At 55.7% G+C, this 20,942-nt stretch carries 18 protein-coding genes; 9 read left to right on the forward strand and 9 right to left on the reverse strand.

Annotation, left to right across the window (positions count from 1 at the left end; translation table 11 throughout):
* Window positions 1-127: 127 nt before the first annotated feature.
* On the forward strand, window positions 128-1,630 hold the full coding sequence (locus HBM95_20395) for a DUF853 domain-containing protein (protein NIH45269.1): 1,503 nt from the start codon (window positions 128-130) through the stop codon (window positions 1,628-1,630).
* Here the strand turns inward: HBM95_20395 and HBM95_20400 are convergent.
* The gene (locus HBM95_20400; protein ID NIH45270.1) at window positions 1,610-2,551 is read right to left on the reverse strand and encodes a TIGR01212 family radical SAM protein; all 942 of its coding nucleotides are present in this window, start codon (window positions 2,549-2,551) and stop codon (window positions 1,610-1,612) included. The genes HBM95_20395 and HBM95_20400 overlap by 21 nt on opposite strands.
* A 687-nt stretch (window positions 2,552-3,238) precedes the next feature.
* On the opposite strand from HBM95_20400, the gene gltB reads away from it, so the two are divergent.
* Both gltB and HBM95_20410 read left to right on the forward strand, forming a co-directional pair.
* Window positions 3,239-7,699: a glutamate synthase large subunit gene (gene gltB, locus HBM95_20405; GenBank protein NIH45271.1), complete on the forward strand. Its 4,461-nt coding sequence runs from the start codon at window positions 3,239-3,241 to the stop codon at window positions 7,697-7,699.
* Window positions 7,700-7,708: 9 nt separating this feature from the next.
* Window positions 7,709-9,127, forward strand: coding sequence for an FAD-dependent oxidoreductase (locus HBM95_20410; protein NIH45272.1), 1,419 nt, complete (start codon window positions 7,709-7,711; stop codon window positions 9,125-9,127).
* Window positions 9,128-9,156: 29 nt separating this feature from the next.
* Here HBM95_20410 and sspB read toward each other — a convergent pair whose 3' ends face one another.
* The 5 genes from sspB to HBM95_20435 form a co-directional block, all read right to left on the reverse strand.
* The gene (sspB, locus tag HBM95_20415) at window positions 9,157-9,654 is read right to left on the reverse strand and encodes a ClpXP protease specificity-enhancing factor (GenBank protein NIH45273.1); all 498 of its coding nucleotides are present in this window, start codon (window positions 9,652-9,654) and stop codon (window positions 9,157-9,159) included.
* A gap of 5 nt (window positions 9,655-9,659) precedes the next feature.
* Entirely contained in the window at window positions 9,660-10,298 is a 639-nt protein-coding gene (sspA, locus tag HBM95_20420) for a stringent starvation protein A (GenBank protein ID NIH45274.1), read from the reverse strand.
* A 308-nt stretch (window positions 10,299-10,606) separates the two neighbouring features.
* On the reverse strand, window positions 10,607-10,999 hold the full coding sequence (gene rpsI / locus HBM95_20425) for a 30S ribosomal protein S9 (GenBank protein NIH45275.1): 393 nt from the start codon (window positions 10,997-10,999) through the stop codon (window positions 10,607-10,609).
* Window positions 11,000-11,014: 15 nt separating this feature from the next.
* Window positions 11,015-11,443, reverse strand: a complete 429-nt coding sequence (rplM, locus tag HBM95_20430) for a 50S ribosomal protein L13 (protein ID NIH45276.1) — start codon at window positions 11,441-11,443, stop codon at window positions 11,015-11,017.
* 345 nt (window positions 11,444-11,788) lie between these two features.
* On the reverse strand, window positions 11,789-12,913 hold the full coding sequence (locus HBM95_20435) for a cell division protein ZapE (protein NIH45277.1): 1,125 nt from the start codon (window positions 12,911-12,913) through the stop codon (window positions 11,789-11,791).
* Window positions 12,914-13,102: 189 nt separating this feature from the next.
* Between HBM95_20435 and HBM95_20440 the strand changes: the two genes are divergently transcribed.
* The 3 genes from HBM95_20440 (at window position 13,103) to degS (ending at window position 16,199) form a co-directional block, all read left to right on the forward strand.
* Entirely contained in the window at window positions 13,103-13,501 is a 399-nt protein-coding gene (locus HBM95_20440) for a DUF1043 family protein (GenBank protein NIH45278.1), read from the forward strand.
* Window positions 13,502-13,671: 170 nt separating this feature from the next.
* Window positions 13,672-15,039: a serine endoprotease DegQ gene (degQ, locus tag HBM95_20445; GenBank protein NIH45279.1), complete on the forward strand. Its 1,368-nt coding sequence runs from the start codon at window positions 13,672-13,674 to the stop codon at window positions 15,037-15,039.
* A gap of 92 nt (window positions 15,040-15,131) precedes the next feature.
* Complete coding sequence (gene degS / locus HBM95_20450; GenBank protein ID NIH45280.1) at window positions 15,132-16,199, forward strand: outer membrane-stress sensor serine endopeptidase DegS; 1,068 nt, start codon at window positions 15,132-15,134, stop codon at window positions 16,197-16,199.
* Window positions 16,200-16,255: 56 nt separating this feature from the next.
* Here degS and mdh read toward each other — a convergent pair whose 3' ends face one another.
* On the reverse strand, window positions 16,256-17,194 hold the full coding sequence (gene mdh, locus HBM95_20455) for a malate dehydrogenase (GenBank protein ID NIH45281.1): 939 nt from the start codon (window positions 17,192-17,194) through the stop codon (window positions 16,256-16,258).
* 397 nt (window positions 17,195-17,591) lie between these two features.
* Between mdh and argR the strand changes: the two genes are divergently transcribed.
* From argR to yhcN (HBM95_20470), 3 genes are all read left to right on the forward strand, one after another.
* Complete coding sequence (argR, locus tag HBM95_20460) at window positions 17,592-18,062, forward strand: transcriptional regulator ArgR (GenBank protein ID NIH45282.1); 471 nt, start codon at window positions 17,592-17,594, stop codon at window positions 18,060-18,062.
* Window positions 18,063-18,436: 374 nt separating this feature from the next.
* Window positions 18,437-18,700: a peroxide/acid stress response protein YhcN gene (yhcN, locus tag HBM95_20465; protein NIH45283.1), complete on the forward strand. Its 264-nt coding sequence runs from the start codon at window positions 18,437-18,439 to the stop codon at window positions 18,698-18,700.
* Between the two features lie 110 nt (window positions 18,701-18,810).
* Entirely contained in the window at window positions 18,811-19,077 is a 267-nt protein-coding gene (gene yhcN / locus HBM95_20470; protein NIH45284.1) for a peroxide/acid stress response protein YhcN, read from the forward strand.
* A gap of 62 nt (window positions 19,078-19,139) precedes the next feature.
* Here yhcN (HBM95_20470) and HBM95_20475 read toward each other — a convergent pair whose 3' ends face one another.
* Window positions 19,140-19,412, reverse strand: a complete 273-nt coding sequence (locus tag HBM95_20475; protein NIH45285.1) for a hypothetical protein — start codon at window positions 19,410-19,412, stop codon at window positions 19,140-19,142.
* A gap of 45 nt (window positions 19,413-19,457) precedes the next feature.
* Window positions 19,458-20,912, reverse strand: a complete 1,455-nt coding sequence (locus tag HBM95_20480; protein NIH45286.1) for an NAD-dependent succinate-semialdehyde dehydrogenase — start codon at window positions 20,910-20,912, stop codon at window positions 19,458-19,460.
* Window positions 20,913-20,942: the final 30 nt, after the last annotated feature.

Consider the following 20,942-nt stretch of genomic DNA (forward strand, 5'->3'; position numbering starts at 1 on the left):
TATTTTGTGAACCGTATGCAAAAGCATAGTCCGCGCTGGATAATGCGCCGCAAAGTCAGGAATTTACTTAACCAAATTGCTATCAGGTTGCCTATACTCCACCCAGGACTAAGAGAGGAAGCGCATCATGAGTACACCATTGTTAATTGCCCGGACGCTGGAAAAAGAGCTGTATTTACTGCCCGCGATGGCGAACCGCCACGGCCTGATCACCGGTGCGACCGGGACGGGGAAAACCGTGACCTTACAGAAGCTGGCGGAGTCACTTTCAGAGATTGGCGTGCCGGTCTTTATGGCTGACGTGAAGGGCGATTTAACCGGCGTGGCTCAGGAGGGTACTGCTTCTGAAAAACTGCTTGAGAGGCTGAAGAATATTGGCATCAAGAACTGGACGCCGCACGGCAACCCGGTGGTGGTCTGGGATATCTTCGGTGAGAAAGGCCATCCGGTGCGCGCCACCGTCTCCGATCTCGGCCCGCTGCTGCTGGCCCGCCTGCTCAACCTTAACGACGTGCAGTCCGGGGTGCTGAATATCATCTTCCGCATTGCCGACGATCAGGGGCTGCTGCTGCTTGACTTCAAGGATCTGCGAGCCATTACCCAGTATATCGGCGATAACGCCAAATCCTTCCAGAACCAGTACGGCAATATCAGCAGCGCCTCTGTCGGGGCCATTCAGCGTGGGCTTCTGACCCTGGAGCAACAGGGTGCCGAGCACTTCTTCGGCGAGCCGATGCTGGATATCAAAGACTGGATGCGTACCGACAGCAATGGCAAAGGCGTCATCAACATTCTGAGCTCTGAAAAGCTCTACCAGATGCCGAAGCTTTACGCCGCCAGCCTGCTGTGGATGCTCTCCGAACTGTACGAGCAGCTACCGGAAGCGGGCGATCTGGAAAAACCAAAACTGGTCTTCTTCTTCGACGAAGCGCATCTGCTGTTTAACGACGCACCGCAGGTGCTGCTGGATAAAATTGAACAGGTCATCCGCCTGATCCGCTCCAAAGGGGTTGGCGTCTGGTTTGTGTCGCAAAACCCGTCGGATATCCCGGATAACGTGCTTGGCCAGCTCGGTAACCGCGTGCAGCACGCCCTGCGCGCCTTTACGCCGAAGGATCAGAAAGCGGTGAAAGCCGCCGCGCAAACCATGCGTGCCAATCCGGCCTTTGATACCGAAGCGGCGATTCAGGCGCTGGGCACCGGTGAAGCGCTGATCTCGTTCCTTGATGCGAAGGGCAGCCCCTCCATCGTGGAGCGCGCGATGGTGATCGCGCCCTGCTCGCGCATGGGGCCCGTTACTGACGATGAACGTAACGGCCTGATTAACCACTCCCCGGTTTACGGGAAGTACGAAGACGAGGTGGATCGCGAGTCCGCGTTTGAGATGCTGCAAAAAGGGGTGCAGGCGACAACCGAATCGCAGGATGCGCCTGCCGCTAAAGGGCAGTCTGTCGCCGTGGATGACGGTATTCTCGGGGGGCTCAAAGACATCCTGTTCGGCAGTACCGGGCCGCGCGGCGGCAAGCGCGACGGCGTGGTACAGACCATGGCGAAAAGCGCGGCGCGGCAGGTTACCAATCAGATAGTGCGCGGCATGCTGGGAAGTCTGTTAGGGGGACGTCGCCGGTAGACGGGGGACCCAGGGGCGGCCAAGCGCCGCCCCCTGCACGCCATTCTCCTGCAGATAGCGGTCGATTTCCACCATCCCCGTCCAGCGGTTCTCGCACCAGAGCGGTGCCAGAAGCGTTGGACGGCGGGCGCTGGCGGAGATACGGTGGTAAACAATCTCCGGCGGTGTGTGACGAATCATCTCCCCCGCCGTCACCGTATATTCCTCAAGCTCAATACCGCTTAACCGCCCGGCCTTCCAGGCTTTCGCCATAATGCTTCCCGTAACGATATGCAGGGGATGCAGTTTGATGCCGTCCACGCCGGTTTCAACCACCTTTTCCAGCGTCTCCAGGCCGTGCTGTCGACCTTCACCAGGCAAGCCGACAATCAGATGCGAGCAGACTTTTAACCCGCGCTCGCGGGCCAGCCGCGCGGTGCGCTGGTAGCAGGCGAAATCATGTCCACGATTAATGCGGTGCAGGGTTTTGTCATGTGCAGTCTGCAGGCCCAGCTCCAGCCAGATCTCGTAGCCCTGCTCTTTGTACTCGCTGAGCAGATCCAGCACCGCGTCCGGCACGCAGTCCGGGCGCGTGCCAACGCATAGCCCGACAATATTGGCCTGCATGACCGCCTGCTGATACATGGAACGCAGCACCTGCACCTCCGCCCACGTGCTGGTGTAGGCCTGGAAATAGGCCAGATACTGCTTTGCACGGTTGACCAGGCTGGCCTGGTGCGCGAGTTGTTCCGCGATAGAGTGATGCTGCTGGGCCTCGTCAGCAAAGGACGCAACGTTACAGAAGGTACAGCCGCCGCGCCCGATGGTGCCGTCGCGATTCGGGCAGCTAAAGCCGCCGTGCAGCGTCAGCTTATGAACCTTTTGGCCGTATCGCTGCAAAAGATCCCCACCAAACATATTGACTAATTTCTGTAACTGCATAATCTGATAGACCGTCCCGAAGAAAGGGGACAAGCCTGCCATTTTTAGCCTCTGTCGGCGATGACCTGGATCAATCGCCCTGGACGGCCTTTATCTATATGAATAAATACTCAGGATTACTGCAATTTCATTCACGCTATCTGTGATTACTTTTCCTTATGTTCTGACTGTTTTTTTCATTTATAGCGGCAACACTGAAAAACAGTGATTTTATGCGGGTTTGAATACGCCACCAGATTATTGTTCTGCTATAAATCAGCATTTCAGCACGCTGCATCAATAATACCGCTTTCATATAGTGAGTCAGATCACACTCCTTCACGGCTCTCCAGGCCTTTAGATGGTTATAAAAATAGTTAAATAGCCTTTAAAAACAAATAGATGATCACCCCTTAGCACATATTTGTATAAATAAGATTGCCATTTGACCTGTGTACCAATTCCCGATAAGTTGGAAATCCGCTGGAAGCTTTCTGGATGAGCGGCCTGCTCATCATATTTATGCAGTAATTGAGATTCCCTCTGAAGCAAGTCCTCAAACTTGTTTACCTGCGCGAAAGGATGAAAAAGAGGGCGAATGCGAGGTCCGCGTATGAAACGCAAACCCCGTCGCCATGCTCTTTCTGCGCCTGTGCGCCACGGTAAAGTTCAGTGGGAAGCCCGACGAGCCTGGGGAGGTTCACTGATATGTTGTACGATAAATCCCTTGAGAAGGATAACTGTGGTTTCGGCCTGATCGCCCACATAGAAGGCGAACCTAGCCACAAGGTAGTGCGTACTGCTATTCACGCACTGGCCCGAATGCAGCACCGTGGCGCTATTCTTGCCGATGGTAAAACCGGCGACGGTTGCGGCCTGCTGCTGCAAAAACCGGATCGTTTCTTCCGCATCGTGTCGGAAGAGCGCGGCTGGCGTTTAGCCAAAAACTACGCCGTCGGTATGCTGTTCCTGAACCAGGATCCTGAAAAGGCTGCAGCTTCACGCCGCATCGTCGAAGAAGAACTTCAGCGTGAAACCCTGTCGATTGTCGGCTGGCGCGATGTGCCAACCAACGAAGGGGTGCTCGGTGAAATCGCCCTCTCCTCGCTGCCTCGCATTGAGCAGATTTTCGTTAACGCACCTGCGGGCTGGCGTCCGCGCGATATGGAACGCCGTCTGTTTATTGCCCGCCGCCGCATCGAAAAACGCCTCCAGGACGATAAAGAGTTCTACGTGTGTAGCCTCTCGAACCTGGTCAACATCTATAAAGGTCTGTGTATGCCGGCTGACCTGCCGCGCTTCTACCTGGACCTGGCGGACCTGCGTCTGGAATCGGCCATTTGCCTGTTCCACCAGCGCTTCTCCACCAACACCGTGCCACGCTGGCCGCTGGCGCAGCCGTTCCGCTATCTGGCGCATAACGGCGAGATCAACACCATCACCGGTAACCGCCAGTGGGCACGCGCCCGTACCTATAAGTTCCAGACCCCACTGATCCCTGACCTGCACGATGCCGCACCGTTCGTGAACGAAACCGGCTCGGACTCCAGCTCAATGGATAACATGCTGGAACTGCTGCTGGCGGGCGGGATGGATATCGTGCGCGCCATGCGTCTGCTGGTGCCACCGGCCTGGCAGAACAACCCGGACATGGATCCTGAGCTGCGCGCGTTCTTCGACTTTAACTCCATGCACATGGAGCCGTGGGACGGCCCGGCGGGCATCGTCATGTCCGACGGCCGCTTTGCTGCCTGTAACCTCGACCGTAACGGTCTGCGTCCGGCGCGCTACGTCATCACCAAAGACAAGCTCATCACCTGCGCCTCTGAAGTCGGTATCTGGGATTACCAGCCTGACGAAGTGGTTGAGAAAGGCCGCGTAGGCCCGGGCGAGCTCATGGTGATCGACACCCGCGGCGGCCGCATTCTGCACTCCGCCGAAACCGACAACGATCTGAAGAGCCGCCACCCCTACAAAGAGTGGATGGCGAAAAACGTGCGTCGTCTGGTGCCATTTGAAGATCTGCCGGACGAAGAGGTGGGCAGCCGCGAGCTGGACGACGATACGCTTGCCAGCTTCCAGAAACAGTTTAACTACAGCGCGGAAGAGCTGGACTCTGTTATTCGCGTACTGGGTGAAAACGGCCAGGAAGCGGTCGGCTCCATGGGCGACGATACCCCGTTTGCCGTGCTCTCCAGCCAGCCACGCATCATTTACGATTACTTCCGTCAGCAGTTCGCGCAGGTCACCAACCCGCCGATCGACCCGCTGCGTGAAGCCCACGTAATGTCGCTGGCGACCAGCATCGGTCGTGAGATGAACGTCTTCTGCGAAGCCGAAGGCCAGGCGCACCGTCTGACCTTTAAATCGCCGATCCTGCTGTACTCCGATTTCAAACAGCTCACCACTATGACCGAGGAGCACTACCGCGCCGACACGCTCGACATTACGTTCGACGTGACCGAAGCGAGCCTCGAAGAGACGGTGAACGCGCTGTGCGACAAAGCCGAGCAGATGGTGCGTAACGGCACCGTGCTGCTGGTGCTGTCTGACCGCAATATCGCCAAAAACCGTCTGCCGGTGCCTGCGCCAATGGCGGTGGGTGCTATCCAGACGCGCCTGGTGGATAAGAGCCTGCGCTGCGACGCTAACATCATTGTTGAAACCGCAAGCGCGCGCGACCCGCACCACTTTGCCGTGCTGTTAGGCTTCGGCGCGACGGCGATCTACCCGTACCTGGCCTACGAAACGCTGGCCCGCCTGGTGGATACCCGCGCGATCGACAAAGATTACCGCACGGTGATGCTGAACTACCGTAACGGCATCAACAAAGGTCTGTACAAGATCATGTCCAAAATGGGCATCTCGACCATTGCCTCCTACCGCTGTTCGAAGCTGTTTGAAGCGGTCGGCCTGCATGATGAGGTCGCCAACCTCTGCTTCCAGGGCGTGGTCAGCCGCATCGGCGGCGCTGGTTTTGCTGACTTCCAGCAGGATCTGGTGAACCTGTCCAAACGCGCCTGGCTGGCACGTAAGCCGCTGGATCAGGGCGGTCTGCTGAAATACGTTCACGGCGGCGAGTACCACGCCTATAACCCTGACGTGGTGCGCACGCTGCAGCAGGCAGTTCAGAGCGGCGAGTACAGCGATTATCAGCAGTACGCCGAGCTGGTGAACAATCGTCCGGCGGCGACGCTGCGCGACCTTATTGCCCTCAATCCGGGCGATGAAGCGGTCAGCATTGACGAGGTTGAACCTGCATCCGAACTGTTTAAACGCTTTGATACCGCGGCGATGTCCATCGGCGCGCTGAGCCCGGAAGCCCACGAAGCGCTGGCGGAAGCCATGAACAGCATCGGCGGCAACTCCAACTCCGGCGAAGGCGGTGAAGACCCGGCGCGTTACGGCACCAACAAAGTGTCTCGTATCAAGCAGGTGGCATCCGGTCGCTTTGGCGTAACGCCTGCGTACCTTGTCAACGCCGACGTGATTCAGATTAAAGTCGCTCAGGGTGCTAAACCGGGCGAAGGCGGTCAGCTGCCGGGTGATAAAGTCACCCCGTACATCGCCAAACTGCGCTATTCCGTGCCGGGCGTGACGCTGATCTCCCCGCCGCCGCACCACGATATCTACTCTATCGAGGACCTGGCGCAGCTGATTTTCGACCTGAAGCAGGTCAACCCGAAGGCGATGATCTCCGTGAAGCTGGTTTCCGAACCGGGCGTCGGCACCATCGCCACCGGCGTGGCGAAAGCCTATGCGGATCTCATTACCATTGCCGGCTACGACGGCGGCACCGGCGCAAGCCCGCTCTCTTCCGTGAAATATGCGGGCTGCCCGTGGGAGCTTGGCCTGGTGGAAACCCAGCAGGCGCTGGTGGCGAACGGCCTGCGTCACAAGATCCGCCTGCAGGTGGACGGTGGTCTGAAAACCGGCCTCGACATCATCAAGGCGGCGATTCTGGGTGCGGAAAGCTTTGGCTTTGGTACCGGCCCGATGGTTGCGCTCGGCTGTAAATACCTGCGTATTTGCCACCTGAACAACTGTGCAACGGGCGTTGCAACCCAGGACGAGAAGCTGCGTAAGAACCACTATCACGGCCTGCCGTTCAAAGTGACCAACTACTTTGACTTCATCGCCCGTGAAACACGCGAGCTGATGGCGCAACTGGGCGTGAAGCGTCTGGTGGACCTGATTGGCCGCACCGACCTGCTGAAAGAGCTGGAAGGCTTCACGGCGAAGCAGCAGAAGCTGGAGCTGAGCAAGCTGCTGGAAACCGCGCAACCGCACCCAGGCAAAGCGGTCTACTGCACCGAGAACAACCCGCCGTTCGATAACGGCGTGCTGAACGCGCAGCTGCTGCAGCAGGCGAAGCCGTACGTGGACGACAAGCAGAGCAAAACGTTCTGGTTTGATATCCGCAACACCGACCGCTCCGTGGGCGCATCCCTCTCCGGTTATATCGCGCAGACGCACGGTGACCAGGGGCTGGCTGCCGACCCAATTACCGCGCACTTCAGCGGTACCGCGGGTCAGAGCTTCGGGGTCTGGAACGCAGGCGGCGTTGAGCTTATCCTTACCGGCGATGCCAACGACTACGTCGGTAAAGGCATGGCAGGCGGTCTGCTGGCGGTGCGTCCTCCGGTCGGCTCAGCCTTCCGCAGCCACGAAGCGAGCATCATCGGTAACACCTGCCTGTACGGCGCGACCGGCGGCCGTCTGTTCGCAGCAGGTCGTGCGGGCGAGCGTTTTGCGGTACGTAACTCCGGTGCCATCACCGTGGTGGAAGGCATTGGCGATAACGGTTGTGAATACATGACGGGCGGGATTGTTTGCGTTCTGGGTAAAACCGGCGTGAACTTCGGCGCTGGCATGACGGGCGGTTTTGCCTACGTACTGGATGAAGACGGTGAGTTCCGCAAGCGCGTGAACCCGGAGCTGGTGGAAGTGCTGGATGTTGATACGCTGGCTATCCATGAAGAACACCTGCGCGGCTTGATTACCGAACACGTGCAGCATACCGGTTCTTCGCGCGGCGAAGAGATCCTGGCGAACTGGCCGGCGTTCTCTGCGAAATTCGCGCTGGTTAAGCCGAAGTCCAGCGATGTTAAAGCCCTGTTGGGTCACCGTAGTCGTAGCGCAGCAGAGCTGCGCGTGCAGGCGCAGTAAGGAATTCAGATGAGCCAGAACGTATACCAGTTTATCGACCTGCAGCGTGTTGATCCGCCAAAGAAACCGCTGAAGATCCGCAAAATTGAATTTGTTGAAATCTATGAGCCGTTTTCAGAAGGCCAGGCCAAAGCACAGGCAGACCGCTGCCTGTCCTGCGGTAACCCTTACTGCGAATGGAAATGTCCGGTGCACAACTACATCCCGAACTGGCTGAAGCTGGCCAACGAAGGGCGTATTTTTGAAGCCGCCGAGCTGTCTCACCAGACCAACACCCTGCCGGAAGTATGCGGTCGCGTGTGTCCTCAGGACCGTCTGTGTGAAGGCTCCTGTACGTTGAACGATGAGTTTGGCGCGGTGACCATCGGCAACATCGAGCGCTATATCAACGATAAAGCGTTCGAAATGGGCTGGCGTCCGGATATGACCGGCGTGCGTCAAACCGACAAGCGCGTGGCCATCATCGGCGCGGGCCCGGCGGGCCTGGCCTGTGCGGACGTCCTGACCCGCAACGGCGTGAAGGCGGTGGTCTTTGACCGTCATCCGGAAATTGGCGGTCTGCTGACCTTCGGTATCCCGGCCTTTAAGCTGGAAAAAGAGGTCATGACCCGCCGCCGTGAAATCTTCACCGGCATGGGCATTGAGTTCAAACTGAACACAGAAGTGGGCCGCGACGTGCAGCTCGACGACCTGCTGAAGGATTACGACGCCGTGTTCCTGGGTGTGGGCACCTATCAGTCCATGCGCGGCGGTCTGGAGAACGAAGACGCGCCGGGCGTATACGACGCGCTGCCGTTCCTGATTGCCAACACCAGGCAGATCATGGGCTACGGTGAAACGGCTGATGAACCATTCATCAGCATGGAAGGCAAACGCGTGGTGGTGCTGGGCGGCGGTGATACCGCGATGGACTGCGTGCGTACCTCCATTCGTCAGAATGCGGCACACGTCATCTGCGCCTACCGTCGTGACGAAGAGAACATGCCGGGCTCGAAACGCGAAGTGAAAAACGCGCGTGAAGAGGGCGTGGAGTTCCAGTTCAACATCCAGCCTCTGGGTATTGAGGTGAATGCCAACGGAAAAGTGAGCGGCGTGAAGATGGCTCGCACGGAGATGGGCGCGCCGGATGCGAAAGGCCGTCGTCGCGCGGAGATCGTGGCAGGCTCTGAGCATGTGATCCCGGCCGATGCCGTGGTGATGGCGTTTGGTTTCCGTCCGCACAGCATGGAGTGGCTGGCGAAGCACAGCGTGGAGCTGGATTCGCAGGGCCGCGTAATCGCGCCAGAAGGTAGTGATAATGCGTTCCAGACCAGCAACCCGAAAATCTTCGCCGGTGGCGATATCGTTCGCGGTTCTGACCTGGTGGTCACGGCGATTGCCGAAGGCCGCAAAGCCGCTGAAGGGATTATGAACTTCCTGGAAGTGTAAAAAAAACAGGCCCGATTGGGCCTGTTTTTTTATTTGACGACACGTAGTGCCGGACGACCACCGCGCGGTGGCGGATCGTCATCAGGATCGTTGTCGTCCTCACGATCGGGCTTGTCGCCATCAATCACGGACATTACCGTTTCGCTTTCGCTGGCGGTGATGCCTTCGTCATCATTCAGGCTGGCAACCTCTTCATCGTATGCCGCTTCCGGCTCGAACATGGTTCCCGCACCGTTTTCACGCGCGTAGATCGCCAGCACCGCAGCCAGCGGTACGGAAACCTGACGCGGCACGCCGCCGAACCGCGCGTTGAAGCGCACTTCGTCGTTTGCCAGCTCCAGGTTACCAACTGCACGCGGGGCAATGTTCAGTACGATCTGTCCGTCACGTGCGTATTCCATCGGAACCAGCACGCCCGGCAACGTCACATCCACAACCAGGTGCGGCGTGAGCTGGTTATCCAGCAGCCATTCATAGAAGGCGCGCAGCAGATACGGACGGCGTGGGGTAAGTTGTGACATTTCCACAGTCATTAGCCTCGGCCGAGACGCATTTCACGTTCCGGTTCAGTTAAAGATGCCAGGAAAGAGTCGCGCTCAAATACGCGAGTCATATAGCCTTTCAGCTCTTTTGCGCCAGGGCCGCTGAACTCAACGCCCAGGGTTGGCAGACGCCACAGCAGCGGGGCCAGGTAGCAATCCACCAGGCTGAACTCATCGCTCAGGAAGAAAGGTTTCTGACCAAACACAGGGGCAATTGCCAGCAGCTCTTCACGCAGTTGCTTACGCGCAGCGTCGGCTTCAGAAGCGGAGCCGCTGGTGATGACGTTCATCAGCGAGTACCAGTCTTTTTCGATACGCTGCATGTACAGGCGGCTTTCACCACGCGCAACAGGGTAAACAGGCATCAGCGGCGGATGCGGGAAACGCTCATCCAGATATTCCATAATGATACGGGATTCCCACAGGGTCAGCTCGCGATCCACCAGCGTCGGTACGCTTTGGCTCGGGTTGAGATCGATCAGATCCTGAGGCGGGTTATCCTTTTCCACATGCTCGATCTCAAAACTGACACCCTTCTCGGCCAGTACGATACGAACCTGATGGCTATAAATGTCAGTAGGACCAGAAAACAGCGTCATTACCGAACGTTTGTTGGCAGCGACAGCCATGAAAACCTCCAGGTATATTCAGAATTTTTACTGCTACCAGCCCAACAGGGGCCAGCCAGATGTTGTATCGCCCATCCCAGAGAAAACACATTGTTCAAGAATCGAACAAAAATCGAGTATTCACCGATATTTGGGCAGAAAATTGGATGATAGTTTACCAGATTTTGATGGCTTTGTGGTGAGGGGATTCTGGAAATGTGGAAAAAGAGAAGATATATGAAATGTTACTGTGGATAACCTGCGCATTATCCATAAAAAAACCCGCCGAAGCGGGTTTTTCGCCAATCGTTCTGCGTAAGCAGAATGGATTAACGTTTGGAGAACTGTGGACGACGACGTGCTTTACGCAGACCCACTTTCTTACGTTCAACCTGACGAGCGTCACGAGTAACGAAGCCAGCTTTACGCAGTTCAGAACGCAGGGATTCGTCGTACTCCATCAGAGCGCGGGTGATACCGTGACGGATCGCACCTGCCTGACCGGAGATACCACCACCTTTAACGGTGATGTACAGATCCAGTTTTTCTACCATATCAACCAGTTCCAGCGGCTGGCGAACTACCATGCGGGCAGTTTCGCGACCGAAGTATTGTTCCAGAGAACGCTGGTTGATTACGATTTTACCACTGCCCGGTTTGATGAAAACGCGAGCTGCGGAACTTTTGCGGCGACCAGTGCCGTAGTATTGATTTTCAGCCATTGCCTATAATCCCGATTAGATGTCAAGAACTTGCGGTTGCTGTGCCGCGTGGTTGTGCTCGTTGCCTGCGTAAACTTTCAGTTTACGGAACATAGCACGACCCAGCGGGCCTTTTGGCAGCATGCCTTTAACCGCGATTTCAATCACACGCTCAGGACGGCGGGCAATCATCTCTTCAAAGGTCGCTTCTTTGATACCACCGATGTGGCCGGTGTGGTGGTAGTACATTTTGTCAGTACGCTTGTTGCCGGTAACAGCAACTTTGTCAGCGTTCAGAACGATGATGTAATCACCGGTATCAACGTGCGGAGTGTATTCCGCTTTATGCTTACCGCGCAGGCGACGAGCCAGTTCAGTAGCCAGACGGCCCAGAGTTTTACCGGTCGCGTCAACAACATACCAGTCGCGCTGTACGGTTTCTGGTTTAGCTGTAAAAGTTTTCATTAAAAGCTTACCCAAATAATAAGTTACACGTTGGTGAACACCCAAACGTTTAGTCAGTTGAGGTTCACACGACAAAGTCCGGCAAACCTACCCCTTCGAATAGCACATGCCGACACATAGAAAGTTTCGGGAAAAAAACCTTCTCGTAACGTGGGGTCGCAAGATTATAGAGAAGTTGAGGTCAAAGATCGACCCTTAAATGTGATTTGGAATGGGTTTTTCGGGGTTAGATATTGTGCGGTCTGGTGCCCTCACCCCCAGCCCCTCTCCCACAGGGAGAGGGTGGCGTTTGTTAAGGCCTGATGCCCTCTCCCCTAGCCCCTCTCCCACGGGAGAGGGTGGCATTTATGGCATATGTTCCAGCTTCAGGTATTCCTCGCTCTGCATCTCCTGCAGGCGCGACAGGCAGCGCTGGAACTCAAACTTCAGCCGCTCTCCCTGGTAGATCTCATATAAAGGTACCTCGGCGCTGACCACCAGCTTGACGTGGCGCTCGTAAAACTCGTCCACCAGCGCAATGAAGCGCCGCGCTTCGCTCTCCATCAGCCGCGTCATCACCGGCACATCCAGCACCATCACGGTATGGAACAGGCGCGAAAGCGCGATGTAGTCGTGCTGGCTGCGGGCATCCACGCAGAGCGTCGCAAAGGAGACCGCCATCGTTTGGTTTTCTACGCCAAGGGTTGGCAACGGACGATGGTTAATCTCCAGCGTCGGGGCGTTTTCGCGTGTTGCACCCGCCAGCGCCAGCCAGAGCTTATCCATCTCGCGGGTGGTCTCTGCATTTAACGGTGAGAGCCACAGGTGCGCCTGAGTCAGCGTACGTAACCGGTAATCTACCCCAGCATCAACATTCATAATGTCACAATGCTGTTTGATGGCGTCAATGGCGGGCAGGAAGCGCGCCCGCTGCAGGCCGTTGCGGTAAAGTTCATCTGGCGGGATATTCGACGTGGCGACGAGCGTGATCCCGCGGGCAAACAGCGCCTTCATCAGGCCGCCCAACAGCATGGCATCGGTGATGTCAGAAACGAAAAACTCATCGAAGCAGAGCACGTCCGTTTCAGCCTTGAACCTGTCGGCCACAATCTCCAGCGGATCGCTTTTGCCCTGCAGCGCAGTCAGCTCTTCATGCACCCGCAGCATAAAGCGATGGAAGTGCAGACGCTGTTTACGCTCACCCGGCAGGCTGAGATAAAAGAGATCCATCAGCCAGGTTTTTCCGCGCCCGACGCCGCCCCACATGTATAAACCGCGCACCGGAGTCTGATCCTGCGGCGTTTTTTTACCGAGCAACCGCCCAAACGCGGCCTTGAGCCCACCACTCTGTTCTACTTCAGCAGGTTTTGCCGTGAGCGCCTGATAAATCATCTCCAGACGGTTTACCGCCTCACGTTGAACGTCATCAGGCTGATGAGTACCCTTATTCAGGGCCAGTTGATATCGCGATGCAGGTGACAGGTTTTGCATAATCTTATTGTTATTCCTTCAATTAACGCTCACCAGCAGGCGTGACTGATGAAAAAAAGGCCGTTCTACACTACGCGATGATACGTCAGGATTCCACTTCTGCGGAAATAGCGGTTATAGTGGCATTATCAGGCACAGGCAGGAGCCGAGCCAACACCCTACGGAACAACAAGACAACGGGAGAAGTTCATGACCTGGGAATATGCGCTAATCGGTTTAGTCGTCGGCATCGTGATCGGTGCTGTGGCCATGCGTTTCGGTAACCGCAAATTGCGTCAGCAGCAGTCACTGCAGTACGAACTGGAAAAGAACAAAGCAGAGCTGGAAGAGTATCGCGAAGAGCTGGTCAGCCACTTTGCCCGTAGCGCCGAGCTGCTGGACAACATGGCGACCGACTACCGCCAGCTGTATCAGCATATGGCGAAAAGCTCCAGCAGCCTGCTGCCGGAAATGACCGCGGAGACTAATCCGTTCCGCAACCGTCTGGCCGACTCAGAAGCCGGTAACGATCAGGCGCCCGTTCAGATGCCACGCGACTACTCTGACGGCGCGTCCGGCCTGCTGCGCGGTGGCGCAAAACGCGATTAACCGCACAACATAAATATATTTTACGGGCGCATCTCTTGCGCCCGTCCTTTCTTCCCGTCCCCAGCTATTATTTAGTCAAACACCTCATTGTTCAGCGGTATAAAATTCAATAACATCATCATGATTTTGGGCCGTTCTTCTTTCATTCCAGGATACGAGAGTCAGCATCAATGAAGAAAAAAAACCAGCTGTTGAGCGCTTTAGCGTTAAGTGTCGGGTTATCTCTCTCGGCGTCCTTCCCTGTCGGTGCGGCGCTGCCTTCGCAGGTGCCGGGGCAGGCAGCCATTCCCAGCCTCGCGCCGATGCTGGAAAAAGTGTTGCCCGCGGTCGTGAGCGTTCAGGTAGAAGGCACGGCGGTTCAAAGCCAGCGCGTACCGGATGAACTGAAAAAATATTTTGGCGATGAGTCCCCCAATCAGCAGGCTCAGCCTTTTGAAGGCCTGGGCTCTGGCGTCATCATTGATGCGGCCAAAGGCTATATTCTGACCAACAATCATGTCATCAGCCAGGCCGATAAAATCAGCGTCCAGCTGAACGATGGTCGTGAATTTGACGCCAAACTGATTGGCGGCGATGACCAGAGCGACATCGCGCTGTTGCAGGTGCAGAACCCAAGTAACCTGACCCAGATTGCCATTGCGGATTCCGACAAACTGCGCGTTGGTGATTTTGCCGTCGCCGTCGGCAACCCCTTTGGTTTAGGGCAAACCGCCACCTCCGGCATTATCTCGGCGCTGGGACGTAGCGGCCTGAATCTGGAAGGTCTGGAAAACTTCATCCAGACCGATGCCTCAATCAACCGTGGAAACTCCGGTGGAGCACTGCTTAACCTTAACGGCGAGTTGATTGGCATTAACACGGCGATTCTGGCCCCGGGCGGCGGCAGTATTGGGATTGGCTTTGCGATCCCGAGCAATATGGCTAAAACGCTGTCGCAGCAGCTTATTCAGTTCGGTGAAGTCAAACGTGGGCTGCTGGGCATCAAAGGTATGGAGATGAGCGCGGATATCGCGAAAGCGTTCAATATTAACGTGCAACGCGGTGCGTTTGTCAGTGAAGTGCTGCCAAACTCCGGCTCGGCAAAAGCAGGCATCAAATCGGGCGATGTGATCGTCAGCCTTAACGACAAGCCGCTGAGCAGCTTTGCTGAACTGCGTTCGCGTATCGCCACCACCGAACCGGGGGCCAAGGTGAAGCTGGGCCTGATCCGTGACGGTAAGCCGCTGAACGTCGAAGTGACGCTGGATAAGAGCACCTCGTCATCTGCCAGCGCGGAGCTTATCGCCCCGGCGCTGCAGGGGGCAACGCTGAGCGACGGGCAGCTGAAAGACGGTACGAAAGGCATTCGCCTCGACACCGTCGAGAAGAGCAGCCCTGCCGCGCAGGCCGGATTGCACCAGGAAGACGTCATCATTGGCGTGAACCGTAATCGCGTGCAGTCCATTGCCGAACTGCGCAAGGTGCTGGAGAGTAAACCGGCGGTCATTGCCCTGCAGGTCATGCGTGGCAATGAGTCTATCTACATTCTGTTGCGCTAAGCATTTGCGATTCCGGACATCACCGCTGCGTGTGATGTCCGGATAACTCATGTTATGCTGCAAACCGTTCCTTTTTTCACGACACGCGCATCATGCTTTTAAAGCTCTTACGTTCCACTGTCATCGGTTTGATTGTCGCTGGCCTGCTGCTGCTGGCGATGCCGTCTTTGCGTCAGTTCAATAAGCTGTCGGCTCCCCAGTTTGACAGCACGGATGAAACGCCGGCGACCTATAACCAGGCCGTTCGCCGTGCCGCCCCTGCCGTGGTTAACGTTTATAACCGCGGCCTTAATAGCTCAGCACATAATCAGCTGGAGATCCGCACCCTTGGCTCCGGGGTGATTATGGACGAGCGCGGCTACATTATTACGAACAAACACGTGATCAACGATGCCGATCAGATCATCGTCGCCCTGCAGGATGGTCGCGTGTTTGAGGCGTTGCTTGTGGGTTCAGACAGCCTCACCGACCTGGCCGTGCTGAAGATTAACGCCACGGGCGGCCTGCCGGTCATTCCGATCAACCGCAAACGCACGCCTCACATTGGCGACGTCGTTCTGGCTATCGGTAACCCTTATAACCTCGGACAGACGATTACCCAGGGGATCATCAGCGCAACCGGTCGCATTGGCCTCAACCCGTCAGGACGGCAGAACTTCCTGCAGACGGATGCGTCAATCAACCACGGTAATTCAGGCGGCGCGCTGGTCAACTCGCTGGGCGAACTGATGGGCATCAACACCCTCTCATTCGATAAAAGCAACGACGGCGAGACGCCAGAAGGGATCGGCTTTGCTATTCCGTTCCAGCTGGCGACCAAGATTATGGATAAGCTGATCCGCGACGGGCGCGTGATACGCGGCTATATCGGTATCGGCGGGCGCGAAATTGCGCCGATGCATACTCAGGGCGGCGGTATCGATCAGATTCAGGGCATCGTCGTCAACGAGGTCGCACCGGGTGGCCCGGCGGCTAATGCGGGGATTCAGGTTAACGATGTCATCGTCTCGGTCAACGGCACGCCGGCAGTCTCTGCGCTGGAGACGATGGACCAGGTGGCCGAAATTCGCCCTGGCTCTATCATCCCTGTGGAAGTCATGCGTAACGATAAGAAACTGACGCTGCACGTGACGGTTCAGGAATACCCGGCCACTAACTGATAAGCATAAAAAAAACGGAGCGATAAGCTCCGTTTTTTTATCGGGTGGCGTGCGTTTTACTTGTTAACGAACTCTTCACCCAGGGTGATATCTTTCTTCAGCGTGTCCAGCATGCCTTCCATCGCGTTTTGCTCAAACGCGCTCAGCGTACCGATAGACTTACGCTCTTCAATACCGTTTTTGCCCAGCAGCAGCGGCTGAGAGAAGAAGCGGGCATGTTCGCCGTCGCCTTCAACGTAAGCGCATTCAACAACGCCTTTCTCACCCTGCAGGGCGCGAACCAGTGACAGACCGAAACGGGCAGCCGCCTGGCCCATAGACAGGGTTGCAGAACCGCCACCCGCCTTCGCTTCCACCACTTCGGTGCCCGCGTTCTGGATACGTTTGGTCAGGTCAGCCACTTCCTGCTCGGTGAAGCTTACGCCTGGGATCTGCGACAGCAGAGGCAGAATGGTCACGCCAGAGTGGCCGCCGATAACCGGCACTTCCACTTCTGTTGGCTGTTTACCTTTCAGCTCAGCAACGAAGGTGTTGGAACGGATGATATCCAGCGTGGTCACGCCGAACAGTTTGTTTTTGTCGTAAACACCCGCTTTCTTCAGCACTTCGGCTGCGATAGCAACGGTGGTGTTCACCGGGTTAGTGATGATACCGATGCACGCTTTCGGGCACACTTCAGCGATCTGCTGCACCAGGTTTTTCACGATGCCCGCGTTGACGTTGAACAGGTCTGAACGATCCATGCCTGGCTTACGCGCCACGCCTGCAGAAATCAGGACCACATCAGCACCCTGCAGCGCAGGACGCGCATCTTCACCGGAGAAGCCTTTGATTTTTACAGCGGTCGGGATGTGGCTCAGGTCAACCGCCACGCCTGGGGTTACCGGAGCAATATCGTACAGGGAGAGTTCTGAGCCTGAAGGCAGTTGGGTTTTCAGTAGTAGGGCAAGCGCCTGGCCGATACCACCAGCAGCGCCGAGGACTGCGACTTTCATCCTAAACTCCTTATTATGGTTAACTTAAGTATCTGTAAATCCGTTGCCGCGACCTTAAATCAGCAAGTCTTTAATTACAATTTTCGAAGCTAAAGAATTTGAGGTCGCACGACTTTATCTCTCACCAGAAAGCTATCTGACGCCAGATGGCAACGAATTAAGAGGTGGTTACAATACACCCTGCCCCGCCACCAAAACAACATCATTTTGATAACATTTAATTTACTTTTAAGCTTATTTGCGCGGCGTGACCCAGGCATGTTTTCTGATAACGAAATCTGATAAAATCTCTCCCTTTCATAACATTATTTCAGCCTGCCGCTGAGCAGATAATTTGCATAAAAATTCATCCACATGCATAATAATGTTGTTTCTTTCGTCATATTCCGGGTGACTTATGCGAAGCTCGTCTAAGCAAGAAGAATTAGTAAAGGCGTTTAAGGCGCTACTTAAAGAAGAGAAATTCAGTTCTCAGGGAGAAATTGTTCAGGCGCTGCAGGAACAAGGCTTCGATAACATCAACCAGTCGAAAGTCTCCCGCATGTTAACCAAGTTTGGCGCGGTGCGTACCCGCAACGCCAAAATGGAGATGGTCTATTGCCTGCCGGCAGAACTTGGCGTGCCGACCACCTCCAGCCCGCTCAAGAATTTGGTTCTGGATATCGACTATAACGACGCCGTTGTGGTCATCCACACAAGCCCGGGCGCCGCGCAGCTGATTGCTCGCATGCTGGACTCGTTAGGTAAAACAGAGGGTATCCTCGGTACCATTGCCGGTGATGACACCATCTTTACCACTCCGGCTAGCGGTTTCTCCGTAAAGGATCTCCACGAAGCGATTCTGGTTCTGTTCGAACAGGAACTGTAATGCTCTCTCCCCGTAGCGCCGCTGCGGGGATCATTCTGCTCTCATATCATTTTCCCCTTTATTTCACTGCCCCTGCTTTGACGATTAGTGCTTTTTACCACTCATTAACATTCACCCAGTGAATAACAATCCCGTAAATCGCACAAAAAATCAAAATGCAATATCCCTATGATTTACTTATAAATATCAGCACATACTGCTCATAAAACACCCAATAATATGCAATTTGGTTATAAAAAATCGGGTGTTTAACACGTAATAACAAGGGAAACCATTAGTCTGGTATTAATTTTTGGCGTTATTAGTGTATACTTGATTTTGTGATGAGGGTCACGAAACAAGACCCCACTAAAAAATTCGACGAGGTAAGAATCATGAAAATCATAACAACTGTAGCGGCGCTGAGCGTCCTGTCTGTCCTGTCCTTCGGTGCTTTCGCGGCTGACGCTATTAATGCTGACCAGGCGCAGTCCCGTGAGGCAATCGGTACGGTTTCTGTCGGCGCTGTTGGCACGTCTCCAATGGACATGCATGAAATGCTGAACAAAAAAGCGGAAGAAAAAGGTGCCTCATCCTATCGCATCATCGAAGCGCGTTCCGGTGACCACTGGCACGCCACCGCCGAGCTGTACAAATAAGTTTTAGTAATCACTGAAGACGTAACTCTCCACTCAACGGCACCAGGCATAAAAATAGCGGTACAACCCTTCTCGCCGTTGAGCAAAAAACCTGTTCAGGAGTAAAGACTATGAAAACCAAATTGATCATCGCAACCCTGGGTCTGGCATCCGTTCTCTCTTTTGGCGCAAGCGCAGCCGTACAGCAAGTGAATGCCGATCAGGCACAAAATCTGCAGCCAATGGGCAGCGTCTCCGTGACGTCAGTCACCGGCTCCCCGATGGACATTCGTCAGGAGCTTGCCGCCAAAGCTGAAAAAGCAGGCGCCAGCAGCTATCGCGTCACCGAACTGAATCAGGGTGACCACTGGCATGCCACGGCTGAACTGTATAAATAAACCCTCGTCGTATCTCATCATACGACTTGCCCCTGGCCTCGTGGTCAGGGGCTTTTTTTCATTCAATGCCGCGCGTTAAAGCGCAGCTGCCCTTCAAGCTCTTCTTCTGCTTCATCGAACAGCAATATCAGCGCGCCAAAACGTCTGCGCAGCTTTTCAGGAAGATGAATAAACTCAATCTCCAGCGGTAGCGGCAACATACTGCCGGTGACCACATCCCAAAGCGTATCCAGATTCGTCACGCTTTCCCGTTCAAGATCAAACGCCCGGATAAATTCCCGATAAAAGTCTTCCTGACTGTCGATTTCGTCAAAATCAAACGTATAAGTTTTCATTGCCAGCCACCCAGTCCAGGCGGGCGGCAGATGCCGCCCTGTCTATTATAATCCCCCGATATGCAGGGTTTTAACTTCCAGATACTCTTCCAGCCCCAGCACGGATCCCTCACGTCCAAGACCGGATTCTTTCACGCCGCCAAAAGGCCCCAGCTCGGTAGAAACGGCGCACTCGTTAATGCCAATCATCCCGCTCTCGATTGCCTGCGAAACGCGGAAAACCCGGGAGAGGTTCTGGGTGTAGAAGTAAGCCGCCAGCCCGTAGGGCGTGTTATTGGCGCGCTGGATGACTTCGTCTTCCGAGGTGAAGCGGAAACAGGCCGCAACCGGGCCAAACGTCTCTTCCTCTGCCAGCTTCATGCCTTCGTGGCAGTCGCCCAACACGGTTGGCATCCAGAAATTGCCGCCCAGAGGATGGGGTTTACCACCCGCCAGCACGGTCGCCCCCCGTGCGACAGCATCTTCAACGTGCTCGCGCACCTTGTTGACCGCCGCAGGTTCGATCAGCGGCCCAACGGCCACGCCCTCTTCAAGACCATTCCCCACCTTAAGGGTATTAACCGCATCAGCGAGCTTATTCACAAACTTGTCGTAGACGGTTTCCTGAATGTAGAAGCGGTTCACGCTGACGCAAACCTGCCCCGCATTGCGGAACTTGTTGGCGATAGCGCCCTTAACCGCTGCGTCAATGTCTGCATCCTCGAAAACGATGTACGGGGCATTTCCCCCCAGCTCCATGGAGACTTTTTTCATGGTTTCCGCGGCGTTACGCACCAGCGTTTTGCCGACGGAGGTTGAACCGGTAAAGGAGATTTTACGCACGTCGTGGCTGGCCATGATCGCATCGCTGATCTCATGGGTGTTTCCGGCCACCGCGTTGAGCACGCCATCCGGCACGCCCGCCTGTTTTGCCAGAGTCAGCAGCGCAAAGGCGCTGAGCGGCGTGTTATTTGCCGGTTTGATGACGCCGGTACATCCGGCCGCCAGCGCCGGGCCTAACTTGCGGGTGAGCATCGCCATCGGGAAGTTCCAGGGCGTGATGGCCGCGACGACGCCGATGGGCTCACGGGTCGCAAGAATGCGCGAGCCGGGCTTGATCGGCGGAATAATTTCACCGTTCGCGCGTTTGGCCTCTTCGGCAAACCACTGGATAAAGCTGGCAGCGTACTCCACTTCCCCTTCCGCCTCTTTCAGGGGCTTACCCTGCTCGGTGGTCATTAACCGCCCGAGCCAACTTTTATTCTCAATAATCAGTTCGTACCAGCGGTAAAGAATGGCCGAACGCTCTTTCGCGGTTTTGGCACGCCATGCCGGGAAGGCTTTGGTGGCCGCTGCAATCGCTTCTTCGGTTTGCGCTTTACCCGCTTTCGCAACTTTAGCGATGACCTCACCGGTCGCGGGGTTCAGCACATCAAACGTTGTGTCCAGCGTTTTCCAGAGGCCGTTAACCAGATAGCCGGTCTGAAAAAGGGTGTTGTCCTGAAGCGCCTGGGTCGTCATGTGTCCTCCCTTCCTGAATGTAAGTACGTG

It is taken from the genome of Enterobacter asburiae (genome assembly GCA_011754535.1).
Classification (GTDB): Bacteria; Pseudomonadota; Gammaproteobacteria; order Enterobacterales; family Enterobacteriaceae; genus Enterobacter; species Enterobacter cloacae_N.